Here is a 14,064-nt window from a genome sequence, read left to right on the forward strand (position 1 = left end):
ACCTGCGGCTGGATCACCTCCTTTCAAGGAAACGCCATGGGGTGCGAGGGGCTTGCCTCTCCGGCTGTGGAGTTCCTGACTTATGCTGCCTCGAGACTGTGCCTGCGGCGGATGCCGTGGGCGGACACTGATCGATCTGTATCCGGTGCATGATCTTGTGCCGTGACTGATGCCGGCCCTGGAGCGATCCGGGGCTGGGCGCTGGCCGCGCATCCTGACCCATGCGGCAGGGATGCCGCGCTTGCGGGCTGGTTGCTTGGTTTGGGCCAGTAGCTCAGTTGGTTAGAGCACACGCTTGATAAGCGTGGGGTCGGAGGTTCAAGTCCTCCCTGGCCCATACGGACCTGTCCCTGTGTCGGGTTCGTGTCTGGGCTGGTCTCTGACGACTGGTCTGGTCGATGCCGTTGAAGGGGTTCCCGTGAGGGGGCGTAGCTCAGCGGGAGAGCGCCTGCTTTGCAAGCAGGGGGTCGTCGGTTCGAATCCGATCGCCTCCATGGAGAAGGGACAGAATTCCACATGGGTGACGGCGATGCCGCGCCTGGGTGGATGCTTCCGGAAAGCCCCGTTCCTGCGGCCTTGGCCGTTGGGGCGATCCGTGTTGTTTGAAATGGTGAATCTGATTTGGTGATATCGAGTGCCTGGCGGGGCTGACTTCCCTGTCAGGAGTGAGTGTCTCGGTGTTGCATCGCTGTCCGTTGGACATGCGGGAAGGGGTTCGCGCCGAAGGGTGCGGCTTGGTCCTGCGTGCGGGCGGTGATGGGTTGAGTATGAGAAGGGCGTTCAGTGGATGCCTTGGCACCAAGAGGCGATGAAGGACGTGGCACGCTGCGATAAGCCGCGGGGAGATGCGAGCGATCGTTGATCCGCGGATGTCCGAATGGGGCAACCCCTCCTTAGGGAGATCCTGGACTGAATTCATAGGTTCAGGAGGCGAACCCGGTGAACTGAAACATCTCAGTAGCCGGAGGAAAAGACATCAACAGAGATTCCCCGAGTAGTGGCGAGCGAAAGGGGAGCAGGCCAGTATCTCAGAGAGAAGAAGCCGAAGGGTCTGGAAAGGCCGGCCATAGCGGGTGATAGCCCCGTAGGCGTAGTGTTTCTCTGGGGTCTCGAGTAGGGCGGGGCACGTGAAACCCTGTCTGAACATGGGGGGACCACCCTCCAAGCCTAAATACTCCTTGGTGACCGATAGTGAACAAGTACCGTGAGGGAAAGGTGAAAAGCACCCCGACAAGGGGAGTGAAAGAGACCTGAAACCGAACGCCTACAAGCAGTCGGAGCCCGCCCATGCGCAAGTGTGGGGGTGACGGCGTACCTTTTGTATAATGGGTCCGCGAGTTTCTGTTTGCAGCAAGCTTAAGCCGTTAGGTGTAGGCGCAGCGAAAGCGAGTCCGAACAGGGCGTTGAGTTGCAGGCAGAAGACCCGAAACCGAGTGATCTAGCCATGGCCAGGCTGAAGGTGCGGTAACACGCACTGGAGGGCCGAACCCACGCCTGTTGAAAAAGTCGGGGATGAGCTGTGGCTAGGGGTGAAAGGCCAATCAAACTCGGAAATAGCTGGTTCTCCGCGAAATCTATTGAGGTAGATCGTCAGGCGAACACCGCCGGAGGTAGAGCACCGGAAGGGCTAGGGGGACCCAAAGTCCTACCAAACCCTACCGAACTCCGAATGCCGGTGAGTGCTACCTGGCAGACAGACAGTGGGTGCTAAGGTCCATTGTCGAGAGGGAAACAGCCCAGACCACCAGCTAAGGCCCCCAAATGATGGCTAAGTGGGAAAGCATGTGAGACGGCCAAAACAACCAGGAGGTTGGCTTAGAAGCAGCCATCCTTTAAAGAAAGCGTAATAGCTCACTGGTCTAATAGCTGTCTTGCGGCGAAAATGTAACGGGGCTCAAGCCATCTGCCGAAGCTGTGGGCTTGTCTTTGACAAGCGGTAGCGGAGCGTTCCGTAAGCCTGCGAAGGGAGACCCGTGAGGGCTCCTGGAGGTATCGGAAGTGCGAATGCGGACATGAGTAGCGACAAGGAGAGTGAGAACCTCTCCCGCCGAAAGTCCAAGGGTTCCTGCGCAAGGCCAATCCGCGCAGGGTGAGCCGGCCCCTAAGGCGAGGGCGACAGCCGTAGCCGATGGAAACCAGGTGAATATTCCTGGGCCTGTCAGAAGTGACGAGTGTGAAACGTTGTTCGTCCTTATCGGATTGGACGGGCTGCTGGATCACTCCAGGAAATAGCTCTGACATATAGACCGTACCCGAAACCGACACAGGTGGACTGGTTGAGTATACCGAGGCGCTTGAGAGAACCATGCTGAAGGAACTAGGCAAATTGCTCGCGTAACTTCGGGATAAGCGAGACCCCTCATTGGGCAACCAGTGTGGGGTGGCACAGACCAGGGGGTGGCGACTGTTTAGTAAAAACACAGGGCTCTGCGAAATCGAAAGATGACGTATAGGGTCTGACGCCTGCCCGGTGCCGGAAGGTTAAGAGGAGAGGTGCAAGCCTTGAATCGAAGCCCCGGTAAACGGCGGCCGTAACTATAACGGTCCTAAGGTAGCGAAATTCCTTGTCGGGTAAGTTCCGACCTGCACGAATGGCGTAACGACCTCCCCACTGTCTCCAGCATGGGCTCAGCGAAATTGAATTCCCCGTGAAGATGCGGGGTACCCGTGGTCAGACGGAAAGACCCTATGAACCTTTACTGCAACTTCGCAGTGGCACCAGGAAGGGGCTGTGTAGGATAGGTGGGAGGCTATGAAACCGGGGCGCCAGCTTCGGCGGAGCCATCCTTGAAATACCACCCTGCGCCTTTCTGGTGTCTAACCGAGCCCCATTAGCTGGGGCCGGGACCCTGCGTGGTGGGCAGTTTGACTGGGGCGGTCGCCTCCCAAATGGTAACGGAGGCGCGCGATGGTGGGCTCAAGCCGGTCGGACATCGGCTGTTGAGTGCAAAGGCATAAGCCCGCCTGACTGTGAGCGCGACAGCGCGAACAGAGACGAAAGTCGGCCTTAGTGATCCGGTGGTCCCGCGTGGAAGGGCCATCGCTCAACGGATAAAAGGTACTCTAGGGATAACAGGCTGATCTCCCCCAAGAGTCCACATCGACGGGGAGGTTTGGCACCTCGATGTCGGCTCATCGCATCCCGGGGCTGGAGCAGGTCCCAAGGGTTCGGCTGTTCGCCGATTAAAGCGGTACGTGAGCTGGGTTTAGAACGTCGTGAGACAGTTCGGTCCCTATCTGCCATGGGTGTTGGAGACTTGCGAGGATCTGTCCCTAGTACGAGAGGACCGGGATGGACGTACCTCTGGTGTACCAGTTGTTCCGCCAGGAGCATCGCTGGGTAGCTAAGTACGGAACGGATAACCGCTGAAGGCATCTAAGCGGGAAACCAGCCTCTAAACGAGGTCTCCCCAAGGGTCGTGGAAGACCACCACGTCGATAGGCCGCAAGTGGAAGCCTGGTAACAGGCGCAGCTGAGCGGTCCTAATCACCCGAACGATCTCATCCCATCACACGCAGTGTGCACAACACACCGCACGCAGCACCAATCCGCACTCACACACCCGATATCACCAATCAGTCTCACCACACCATCCGTGATGACAGTTCTGGCTCGGTGGCCCGGTGGCTATCGCGGGGTTGATACACCCGATCCCATCCCGAACTCGGCCGTGAAACACCCCAGCGCCCATGGTACTGCGCCTCAAGGCGCGGGAGAGTAGGTCGCCGCCGGGCCACCCAGCCAGAACTCATCACTCGACACACACACACCACCGCGGGGTGGAGCAGCCCGGTAGCTCGTCAGGCTCATAACCTGAAGGTCACAGGTTCAAATCCTGTCCCCGCATCCATCATCCCCACACCATACACACAAAGCCCGCAGACAATAGTCGCGGGCCATTCCGCCATGGGGGGGCTTACTCCGTGGCGAATTGGGCGTCGTGCAATCGTCGATAAAGCCCATCCTGCGTCATCAGCTCAGCATGCCTTCCCTGTGCCGCGATGCCGTGATTGTCCACGACCACAATGCGGTCGGCTTGGCGAATGGTGGCAAGGCGGTGGGCGATCACCAGCGTCGTGCGCCCCATCGACAGTTCAGCCAGGGACTGCTGGATGGCCCGCTCGGTCTCGGTGTCCAGAGCAGAGGTGGCCTCATCCAGGATCAGGATAGGTGGGTTCTTCAGGAAGATCCGCGCGATCGCCAGCCGCTGCTTCTGCCCTCCCGACAGCTTCACCCCCCGTTCCCCCACCACGGTTTCAAGCCCCAGCGGCAAGCCGGCGATCAACCTGTCCAGCCTGGCCCTTTGCGCGGCCTTCAGGATGTCCTCTTCCGCCGCGTCGAGGCGGCCATAGGCGATGTTCTCCCGAAGCGTCCCGGCGAAGAGAAAGACATCCTGCTGCACGATGCCGATTTGACGGCGCAATGAGCGCAGCGTCATCCGTCGGATATCGATCCCGTCGATGGTGATCCGGCCGGCATCCACGTCGTAGAAGCGGGGCAGGAGAGAACAGAGCGTGGTCTTGCCGGCACCGGAGGGTCCCACGAAGGCGACGGTCTCACCCGCATGGATGGCGAGATCCACCCGATCCAGCACGCGCTTGCCCGCGCCATAGCCGAAGCCGACCTGCTCGTAGCGGATGTCGCCGCGCAGAGGCGGTGCGTCCTGGGCGCCCGGCGCGTCCGCGATATCGGGCATGGTGTCCAGCAATTCGGTGTAGCGACGGAAGCCGGCGATACCCTTGGGATAGGTCTCGATGACAGCGCTGATCTTCTCCACCGGCCGAAAGAAGACGCCGACCAGCAGCAGGAACCCGACGAACTCGCCGTTGGAGATGCCCCCCTCGATGACGAAGTAGCTGCCTGCCAGCATGACCACCATCTGCGTCAGCCGCATGCCGAGGTAATTCACCGACTGGCTGGCGGCCATGATGCGATAGGCGTCCAGCTTGGTCCGGCGGTAGCGGTCATTGTCCTGCGCGAAGAGAGCGCTCTCATGCTTCTCATTGGCGAAGGCCTGCACCACGCGGACGCCGCCCACCGCTTCCTCGATGCGCGCATTGAAGGCACCGACACGGCCGAACAACTCGCGCCAGTTCCGTGTCATCCGGGCGCCGTAATGCGTCGAGCCCCAGGCCACGACGGGGACCACGATGGCGGTCAGCAGGGCCAACGGAACGTTCACGACGAACATCAGGGCAAAGGCGCCTATGAAGGTCATCACGGCGATGAACAGATCCTCGGGCCCGTGATGGGCGACCTCGCCGACCTCCTCGAGATCCTTCGTCACCCGCGCGACGAGATGGCCGGTCTTCTGGTTGTCGTAGAAGCTGAAGGAGAGCTTCTGCAGATGCTCGAACGCCTTCCGCCGCATCTCCGTCTCGATGTTGATGCCAAGGGCATGGCCCCAGTAGGTCACGACCGCCATCAACCCCGTGTTCAGCAGATAGATCAGGAGCAGCCCCGCTGCTGCGAGCAGGATCAGCCCCCAGTCCTGGCTGGGGAGGAGATTGTCGACGAAAGCCTTGACCGCGATCGGAAAGCCCAGTTCCAGCAGGCCTGCCAGCACGGCGCAGGAGAAGTCGAGCAGGAACAGGCGGCGGTGGGGGCGGTAGTAGGAGAAGAAGCGCCGGAGCATGCGGAACCATCCGGAACAGGGAAGGCCGGCAGGGCCCGGCGCCTCTCCTCCTATCCGTGCGCCCGGCGGCCCGGTCAACTACCCGCGCCGGCCACCGGGTGAGGACTGTGCGGTTAGCCCAGCGTGGTGACGTTGATCGGCGCCTGGATCCAGGCGTAGCCTTCATTCTCGCGCACCACATGGCCGAGGCCGGGCCAGGGGAAGTGGTAGGAGAGGACCTCGTGCCTGTCCTTCGCCAGGCGATCGAGCATGCGGCTGCGACTCTGCGCCGAGAGCTTGGGGTCGGTATCGAAGGAGAACTCCCAGAGCGGCCGGCGGAGCAGCAGGATGTGGTGGTGCGCCAGGTCGCCCGTGTTCACCAGGGTCTTGTCGCCCGAGGTGATGGCGTAGCAGTGGTGCCCGAGCGTGTGGCCCGGGGTGAACAGGGCGATGACGCCGGGCGCGACCTCCTTGCCGTCCTGCACCATGATCATGCGGTCGCGATAGGCGCCGAGGTTCTTCTTGGCGCCATCGATGAAGGGCGTCATGAAGGCCGGGCCGCGCTTGTTCCCGTCATCGGTCCAGTACTTCAGGTCGATCTCGCTCAGCGCGACCTGGGCATTGGGGAAGACCCGGTTGCCCGCGGCATCGACCAGGCCCCAGCAATGGTCGCAATGGGCATGAGTCAGCACGACGAGGTCGATCTGCTCCGGCTGGATGCCGGCGGCCTTCAGGTTGGCCAGCATCCGTCCGGTGGTCGGGCCGAACATCTTGCCGGCCTCGCCCATGCTGTCGCCCATGCCGGTGTCGAACAGGATGAGCTGCTTGTCGGTGTTCAGCACCAGGACATTCTGCTCCAGCGTGGCGGCATCCGGCGGCAGGAAGTTGCTTTCCAGCAGCCCCACGATCTCCGCCGGCGGCGAGGCCGGGAAAGCCGGCTCCGGCTTGCCGAGCGGCAGATAGCCATCGGAGACCACCGTCGCCTCGTAGTCGCCGAAGGTGAAGCGGTGCCAGGCCGGCGGCAATTCCTTGCGGAATGGCGCGGCGGCCATCGCGCCTTCGGGCAGGAAGGGCAGCGTGGCCAGGCTGGCGGCGGCGCCGAGCAGGCCGCGTCGGCTCAATGGGATCATGATTTCCTCCCCCGTCTCGATCTGCGGGTCGTGGCGCCACTTTCGGCGCGAGCGGGAGCGGAGCATGGTTCCCCTCCCTCTGGCAACGGGCTTCGGCGGCCCCGCAACGCGTCTGAGGGCCTGGGTACCGAAGCTCAGGCCGCCGGCTTCGCCCGGTGGAACAGATGCGTCATCGCCGCGGTCCCCAGCACCGGCACCAGCAGGTTGGCCACCGGCACCAGGGCCAGTCCCGCCAGCGCGCCGCCGAGCGCCAGGATGCGTGGCCGCAGCCGCCGCCGCGCGGCACGGGCCTCGTCGATCCCGAGCCGCCGCTGTGCCACCCCATCGAACAGCCCGTAGCCGAGGGAGACGGCGGCTGCGGCCCAGAACAGCACGACGCCCAGCGGCGGGACGGCCAGGGCCACGGGCAGGATCACCAGGCTGAGGAGCAGGAACTGCGCCGACATCACCAGCCCGGCGCGCACCTGTGCCGGAAGCGACGCTCCCGCCGGTGGTGGCAGCCCCGGATAGTAGCGCCGCTCGACCGCCTCCGCCGTCTCGTCGAGGAAGAGGCTGGTGATGCCCAGCATCACCGGCACGAAGAGCCAGACCGCCGCCAGCAGGACCAGCGCGCCGCCGAGCAGGCCGGCCACCGTCGCCAGCCATCCCGTGCCGCCGGCCAGGGCGCCGACGCCCCAGTCGGCCAGGAAGGCCAGGCCCGCGAAGGCCAGCATGGCGGCGCCCAGCCCCTTCAGCAGGGGACCACGGAAGCCCGGATCGGCGATCTGCCGCAGCGGCAGGATCAGACTGGCCAGCACGGCCTTCATCGGCGGAGCCTGGGGAGGTGAGGCAGCATCGGGCGGTCCCTTCATGCCGGGCCACGAGCGGCCGGCAGGCCCGCCTTATCTGGTGACGCGCCCCGCCGCGGCGAAGGCCCGCCGGCCCCGCCTCAGCCCGGCATCTTGCACTGGCCTTCCGACAGCGGGCGGGCGGCCTCGTCGGCGGGGCTGGTCTCCACCAGCTTGTAGTAGTCGAACTGGCCCTTGCTCTCCTGTGGCGACTTCACCTCGAAGAGATAGGCGGGGTGAAGCTTGCGCCCGTCGGAGCGGATGCTGCCCTGGCCGAAGGCGTCGTCATCCGTCGGCATGGCCTTCATGCGGGCGACGGCGGCGCGGCCGGAGGCCTTGGCCGGCGCCACGCCGAGGTCGGCCACGGCCTTGAGATAATGCAAGGTACCGGCATAGCAGCCGGCATGGATCATATCGATCGGCACGCCGCCCATCCGGGGCTGCAGCCGCCGGGCCAGGGCGCGGGTCCGGTCGTTGAGGTCCCAGTAGAAGCCCTCGGTCAGCAGCAGGCCCTGGGCCGCCTCCAGCCCGAGGCCGTGCACGTCAGGGATCTCCATCAGCAGCGTGGCCAGCTTGGCGCGCCGGGTCACGCCGAATTCCCGCGCCTGCTTGATGCAGTTCACCGTGTCGGCCCCGGCATTGGCCAGGCCGATCACCTTGGCCCGGCTGGTCTGCGCCTGCACGAGGAAGGAGGAGAAGTCGGTGGTGGCCGGGAAGGGGTAGCGCACGCCGCCCAGCACCTTGCCGCCGGCCTCCTCGACGAAGCGCGAGGCATCCTTCTGCAACTGGTGGCCGAAGGTATAGTCGGCGGTGATGAAGAACCAGCTGTCGCCTCCGGCCTTGGTCAGCGCCCCGCCCGTCGTGCGCGCCAGCATGTAGGTGTCGTAGGTCCAGTGGACGGTGTTCGGGCTGCACTGCGCGCCGGTCAGCTCGGTGGAGGCGGCGCCGGAATTGACGAAGGCCTTGTTCTTCTCCCGCGTGACATTGGACACGGCCAGCGCGACGGAGGACGTCGGCACGTCCATGATCATGTCGACCCCGTCCTGGTCGTACCAGGTGCGGGCGATGTTGGAGCCGACATCGGCGCGGTTCTGGTGATCGGCGCTGAGCACCTCCACCGTGATGCCGGGATGCGCGGCCATGAACTCCTCGGCCGCCAGTTTCGTGGCGGCCAGGCTGCCCGGGCCGCCGGTGTCGCGATAGGGGCCGGACATGTCGTTGAGCACGCCGATGCGGATGGTCCCCGCCCGCCCTTGCGCCCGTGCGGGGCGCAGCATGGAGGGGCCGCCCAGCGGCAGCAGGGCGGTGCCGGCGGCGAGCAGGCTGCGGCGATCGATCAGGGCCATTCTTGTCGTCCTCCTCGGTTTGCCGTCCGGAGTGGCTTCCCCGGTCGGTGCGATGCTTCAGGGAGAGGGATTGTCCGCCTCGCGCGCATAGAGCTCGCGGATGCGCGCCTTCAGCAGCTTGCCCGTGGCGGTGTGCGGCAGCTCCTCGACGATGCGGATCGTCTCCGGGATCCACCAGCGCGCCACGCGGCCCTCGAAATGCGCCCTGACCGCCTCCGCATCGAGGCTGGCGCCCGGGCGCAGCACGACCACCAGGAGCGGCCGCTCGCCCCAGCGCGCATCCGGCCGGGCGACCACCGCGGCCTCCTGCACGGCGGGATGCGAGACGGCGATGTTCTCCAGCGCGATGGAGCTGATCCACTCGCCGCCCGACTTGATGACATCCTTGGTGCGGTCGACGATGCTGACATAGCCATCGGCATCCATGGTCGCGACGTCGCCGGTCTCGAACCAGCCCGCCTCGGCATGGGCGGCGCTCTCCTCCAGCCCGTGATAGGCCGAGGCCACCCAGGGGCCACGGGTCATCAACCGGCCGAAGCTGCGGCCATCGCGCGGCACGTCGCGCCCGGCATCGTCGAGGATGCGGAAGCTGGCACCGAAGAGAGGGCGGCCCTGCCGGGCGGCCAGATCGAGCCGCGCCGCGGGATCGAGCCCCGCATGCTTCGCCTTGGGCGCGTTGGCCAGGCCCAGGGGGCTGGTCTCCGTCATGCCCCAGGCGTGCAGCACGGACACGCCCATGGCCTCCAAGCGCTCGATCATCACGCGCGGGCAGGCGGAGCCGCCGATGGCCACCCGGCGCAGCGCGCCCGGCGTGGCGTCCGTCTCGCGCATCCAGTCCAGGAAGCCCATCCAGACCGTGGGCACGCCGGCCGAGAAGGTGACGCCCTCCGCGGCCATCAGCTCGTGCAGGCTGGCGCCGTCGAGCCTCGGACCGGGCATGACCAGCTTGGCGCCGACCATCGGCGCGGCGAAAGGCAGGCCCCAGGCATTGACGTGGAACATCGGCACCACCGGCATGGCGACCGATGCCGCGCCGAGGTCGAAGACATCCGGCTGGCAGCAGGCCATGGCGTGCAGCACGCTGGAGCGGTGGCTGTAGAGGACGCCCTTGGGGGCGCCGGTGGTGCCGGAGGTGTAGCAGAGACCGCAGGCGGAGCGCTCGTCGAGTTCCGGCCAGTCATAGTCCGGCGCCTCCGCGGCGAGCAGGTCCTCGTAGCAGAGCAGGGGCGGCAGGCCCGCCGGCTGGGGGGGCATATGCGCCTCGTCGGTCAGGACGATCACGGCGCGCACGGCGCCGAGCCTGCCGGCCAGCCCCTCCAGCAGGGGCAGGAAGGTGAGGTCGGCGCAGAGCACGCCATCCTCTGCATGGCCGATGATGCCGGCGATCTGCTCGGGGAAGAGGCGGGGGTTGATGGTGTGGCAGACCAGGCCGGCGCCGCCGGCGGCATAATAGAGCTCGAGATGGCGATGGCTGTTCCAGGCCAGCGTGCCGACCCGGTCCCCGGCCTCCAGGCCCAGCCGCAGCAGGGCGCGGGCCAGGCGCCGGGCGCGCTCGTGCAGGGTGGCGTAGTCGGTGCGGTGGACCGGTCCCTCGACGCTGCGGGAGACGATCGCGGTGTCGCCATGATACTCGGCGGCGTGAAGCAGGATGCGGCTGACCAGCAGAGGCACGTCCATCATCAAGGCGCGCAAGGCTTCTCTCCTCCCCAGGGGCGGCGGCCTGTTTCCGGCCGTCCGCCTGATAACCAAGGCTCAGCGCAGCACGGCGGTCCGGTTCAGAACAGGGCCTCCGGCAGCGCCATGACCGGCGCGGCCCCTTCCGCCAGGGCGAGGTCGAGGGCCACGCTCTGCGGCAGGATGCGGCGATGGAAGAAGCCGGCGACATCGAGCCAGCGACGGTGCCGCTCCTCCCGTGCGCCGGTCCGCAGCGCGGCCAGGGCCATGCGGAGCCACATCCAGCCCAGCGCCACGAGCAGGAACAGGCGGAGATAGTCCGCCGCGGCCGCCCCGGTCTCGGCGGGGTCCGCGGCGGCACGGCGGCGCAGGCGCTCGGTCGCGCCCTCCAGCCGTGCCAGCGCCGCCGCCAGCGGCGTGGCGAGGTCGGCCGCCCCGGCCACGGCGGTCGCCTCCTCCAGGCTCTCCCGCACCAGCGCGAAGAACTCCCGCGCTGCGGCGCCGTCCTCCAGCGCCAGCTTGCGGCCGGCGAGGTCCATGGCCTGCACCCCGTTGGTGCCCTCGTAGATCTGCGCGATGCGGGCGTCGCGCACCAGCTGCTCCATGCCGTGGTCGCGGATGTAGCCATGCCCGCCGAAGACCTGCTGCGCCAGCACCGTGGCCTCGAAGCCGAGATCGGTGAAGCCGGCCTTGATCACCGGCGTCATGAGCGCGACCAGGCGATCGGCCCGCGCGCGCGCGGCGGGTTCCGGGTGCCGGGCCGCCGTCTCCATCTGCAGGGCGGTCCAGAGGGCGAGACCACGCGCCGCGCCGGTGAAGGCGCGGATGGTGAGCAGCATGCGGCGCACGTCGGGATGCACCAGGATCGGCTGCGCCGGGCCGCTCTCCTGGCCCGGCGCGCGTCCCTGCAGGCGCTCCCGCGCATAGGCCACGGCGCCCTGATAGGCGGCCTCGGCGACGCCCAGTCCCTGGATGCCGACGAAGAGCCGCTCGGCGTTCATCATGGTGAACATGGCCTGCAGCCCGCGATGCGGCGCGCCGACCAGCCAGGCCGTGGCGCCGTCATAGGACATGGCGCAGGTGGGCGAGCCGTGGATGCCCATCTTCCGCTCCAGCGCGGAGGGTGCCATGGCGTTGCGCGCGGCGGGCTCGCCGTCCGGCCCGGGCAGGTACTTCGGCACCAGGAAGAGGCTGATGCCGCGCACCCCCGCCGGGGCGTCCGGCAGCCGGGCCAGCACCATGTGGATGATGTTGGGCGCCAGCTCATGGTCGCCGCCGGTGATGAAGATCTTGCTGCCGGTGAGGCGCCAGCTGCCCTCGGGCCCCGGCTCGGCGCGGCAGCGCAGCAGGCCGAGATCGGTGCCGGCCTGCGGTTCGGTCAGCACCATGGCGCCGGCCCATTCCCCGCTGACCAGCTTCGGCAGGTACAGCGCTTTCAGCGCCGGCGATCCGTGCCGCTCCAGCGCCTCGGCCACGCCGCGCGTCAGGCCGGGCAACAGCCCGAAGGCGAAGTTGGCCGAGGAGACCATCTCGTCCAGCAGGATCTGCGCGATGCGCGGCAGCCCCTGGCCGCCCCATTCCGCGGGTTGCGAGAGGCCGCCCCAGCCGCCCTCGGTGAAGGCCTGGTAGGCGGCGTCGAACCCCCGGGGCATGTGCACGGTCCCGTTCTGCAGCCGGCAGCCCTCCTCGTCGCCGATGCGGTTCAGGGGCGCCAGCACGCCGGCGGCGAGGCGGCCCGCCTCCGGCAGGATGTCCCGCAGCAGCGGCAGCAGGGGGCCGTCCAGCCCGGGAAGGGCGGCGAGGTGACGTTCCGCCGACAGCACCTCATCCAGGAGGGCCAGCATCTCCTCGGTCGGCGGATGATAGGGCGGCATGCGGTCCTCCGGCGTTCAGGCGGGAGTGGTCGCCGACCCGGCTCCGCGACGACCTTCGGACCCGTGCCCGGACTCGTCCTGACCGCGGTGTCCTGGACCATGGACCTTTCCCCTGCCCGGAGCAGCGCATGGCCGGACCGGAGAAGTCAATGGCGGCGATGCGACGGGCCCCGCGCGAGGCTCACAGGCTCTCGACCAGGTCGCGCACCGGCGTCGCCGGCCCGTCCTGTCCGCGCATGCCGATCCGCCCGAGGCCCGGCAGCTTGACGGCCGGGCGGCGCAGATCGATCCCAGCGATGGCACCCAGGATGCTCACTTCCAGCCCCTCCACCCAGGCCAGGGTCAGGCCGAGATAGCCGCCGAGGGTCAGCCGGAACCCGGTGCCGGACGAGGTGGGGCGCAGCCAGCGCCCGTCATAGGGGAAGTCCTTGCCGATGGCCGTCGGCGGTAGCGCGGCGCCCAGTCCCGGCACGGCGTCCAGCACGGCGGCGACGAAGGTGTTGGAGTTCGGCCCCGGCCAGGCGCGGTAGTCCCCCTGGTTGCGCCAGGCATAGCCCTCGATCGCCGCCTGCATGCTCGGGATGAGCGCCGCCGCCGCGGCACCGTCGGCGGCGAAGACCGTCTCCGGCATGGCGCCGAACCAGCGCCCGTCCGGCTCGAAGCCGTTCATGCGGATGGGCTGGCCCCAGGCGGTGTAGTCGTACCGGGTGTAGCCGCCCGCGCCCTCGGGCTTGAAGACGATCCAGCAATGCGTGGCGAAGATGCCACGCCAGCGCACCGTCTGCGCGGCGAAGACCCGGACCACGGCGGGGGCATGCGTGGCGGCGGCGGGCAGGACGCCGATGCTGGAGCGATCCGCGGTGCGCCATCCGGCACCGCTGCCGCGGAGCTGATACAGCGCGGCCGAGATACCGAGGGGCAGGAGATAGAGGAGGACGAACAACAGCGCGGCGATTTTGAGCGGAGCGACCATGCCCGTCACATTTGCCTTTTGCTGCATTGCGGCAAGGGGCGCGGCATCATCGCCATGCGGGCGCCGGCTGGCGCCGCCGGAAGGGTGCCGTGAGGAGCTGGGCCAGGAGCAGCCCCAGCATCAGCCCGCCCAGGCCGTAGATGGCGCCGGCGGTGTTGAGCAGCAGGCGGGGGATATAGGTCTCGTAGGCGGTCGCCAGCACGGCGGCCTCCGCATCCTCCGCCCCTCCCGCCGCCACGCGGAAGGCCACGAGCGGCCGCAGCAGGCCCGGCGCCGCCGCCATCTCGGCATGCGCCGCCCGCAGGCCGGCCAGGCGGGCGGCCGACCGGCGAAGCCCCTCGGCATTGGCCGGCTCCGGGCCCCTCAGCGCCTCGACGAGGGCCGGGCCGGTGGTCTGCTCCGGCAGGCGGTAGTAGTCCCGGGCGATCCTCTCCCGTTCCGCCAGGTCGCGCGCCGTGGCCTCCGCCGCCTGCCGCAGCCCCGCCTGATAGGCATCGGCTAGGCCGGGCAGCTGCATGGCCGACAGCGTCAGGAAGAGGGCCAGGCCGAGCCGGATGCTGTCGCCCAGCCAGCGCCCCAGGAATCCCGCCATGCCGCGCTCCTCATGCTCCTCTGGAAAAGGGTC

8 protein-coding genes, 3 tRNA genes and 3 rRNA genes (1 of these 14 running past the window's edge) are annotated in these 14,064 nt (G+C 67.4%); 6 read left to right on the forward strand and 8 right to left on the reverse strand.

Going from position 1 to position 14,064, the window contains the following annotated elements; translation table 11 throughout:
• The 6 genes from ACF3NH_RS15080 to ACF3NH_RS15105 all read left to right on the forward strand — a co-directional run.
• A 16S ribosomal RNA gene (locus tag ACF3NH_RS15080) occupies positions 1-24 on the forward strand; it begins 1,463 nt to the left of the window's first position.
• 239 nt (positions 25-263) lie between these two features.
• Positions 264-337: transfer RNA gene (locus tag ACF3NH_RS15085), tRNA-Ile, on the forward strand.
• An 85-nt stretch (positions 338-422) separates the two neighbouring features.
• A tRNA-Ala gene (locus tag ACF3NH_RS15090) sits at positions 423-494 on the forward strand.
• 266 nt (positions 495-760) lie between these two features.
• Positions 761-3,508: ribosomal RNA gene (locus ACF3NH_RS15095) — 23S ribosomal RNA — on the forward strand.
• A gap of 112 nt (positions 3,509-3,620) precedes the next feature.
• Positions 3,621-3,735: ribosomal RNA gene (gene rrf, locus ACF3NH_RS15100) — 5S ribosomal RNA — on the forward strand.
• Together the 16S, 23S and 5S rRNA genes with 3 tRNA genes alongside form the textbook arrangement of a ribosomal RNA operon.
• A 39-nt stretch (positions 3,736-3,774) precedes the next feature.
• A tRNA-Met gene (locus ACF3NH_RS15105) sits at positions 3,775-3,851 on the forward strand.
• A gap of 66 nt (positions 3,852-3,917) precedes the next feature.
• Here ACF3NH_RS15105 and ACF3NH_RS15110 read toward each other — a convergent pair.
• The 8 genes from ACF3NH_RS15110 to ACF3NH_RS15145 form a co-directional block, all read right to left on the reverse strand.
• Positions 3,918-5,636: an ABC transporter ATP-binding protein gene (locus ACF3NH_RS15110; RefSeq protein ID WP_422923862.1), complete on the reverse strand. Its 1,719-nt coding sequence runs from the start codon at positions 5,634-5,636 to the stop codon at positions 3,918-3,920.
• 113 nt (positions 5,637-5,749) lie between these two features.
• On the reverse strand, positions 5,750-6,811 hold the full coding sequence (locus tag ACF3NH_RS15115) for an MBL fold metallo-hydrolase (protein ID WP_422923864.1): 1,062 nt from the start codon (positions 6,809-6,811) through the stop codon (positions 5,750-5,752).
• Positions 6,812-6,879: 68 nt separating this feature from the next.
• The gene (locus ACF3NH_RS15120) at positions 6,880-7,551 is read right to left on the reverse strand and encodes an EI24 domain-containing protein (RefSeq protein ID WP_198367724.1); all 672 of its coding nucleotides are present in this window, start codon (positions 7,549-7,551) and stop codon (positions 6,880-6,882) included.
• A gap of 122 nt (positions 7,552-7,673) precedes the next feature.
• Positions 7,674-8,918: an ABC transporter substrate-binding protein gene (locus tag ACF3NH_RS15125; RefSeq protein ID WP_422923866.1), complete on the reverse strand. Its 1,245-nt coding sequence runs from the start codon at positions 8,916-8,918 to the stop codon at positions 7,674-7,676.
• Between the two features lie 57 nt (positions 8,919-8,975).
• Positions 8,976-10,610: a long-chain fatty acid--CoA ligase gene (locus ACF3NH_RS15130; protein ID WP_422923868.1), complete on the reverse strand. Its 1,635-nt coding sequence runs from the start codon at positions 10,608-10,610 to the stop codon at positions 8,976-8,978.
• Positions 10,611-10,693: 83 nt separating this feature from the next.
• Positions 10,694-12,466, reverse strand: a complete 1,773-nt coding sequence (locus ACF3NH_RS15135) for an acyl-CoA dehydrogenase C-terminal domain-containing protein (RefSeq protein ID WP_422923870.1) — start codon at positions 12,464-12,466, stop codon at positions 10,694-10,696.
• Between the two features lie 181 nt (positions 12,467-12,647).
• Positions 12,648-13,439 carry a DUF3750 domain-containing protein gene (locus ACF3NH_RS15140; protein WP_422923872.1) on the reverse strand — a complete coding sequence of 264 codons (792 nt, stop codon included), beginning with the start codon at positions 13,437-13,439 and terminating at the stop codon, positions 12,648-12,650.
• Between the two features lie 46 nt (positions 13,440-13,485).
• Positions 13,486-14,031 (reverse strand): DUF2937 family protein, encoded by a 546-nt coding sequence (locus tag ACF3NH_RS15145; protein ID WP_422923874.1) that lies wholly within the window; start codon positions 14,029-14,031, stop codon positions 13,486-13,488.
• Between the last annotated feature and the right edge of the window lie 33 nt (positions 14,032-14,064).

This window comes from Pseudoroseomonas sp. WGS1072, assembly GCF_049340465.1.
In the GTDB taxonomy this organism is placed as follows: domain Bacteria; phylum Pseudomonadota; class Alphaproteobacteria; order Acetobacterales; family Acetobacteraceae; genus Pseudoroseomonas.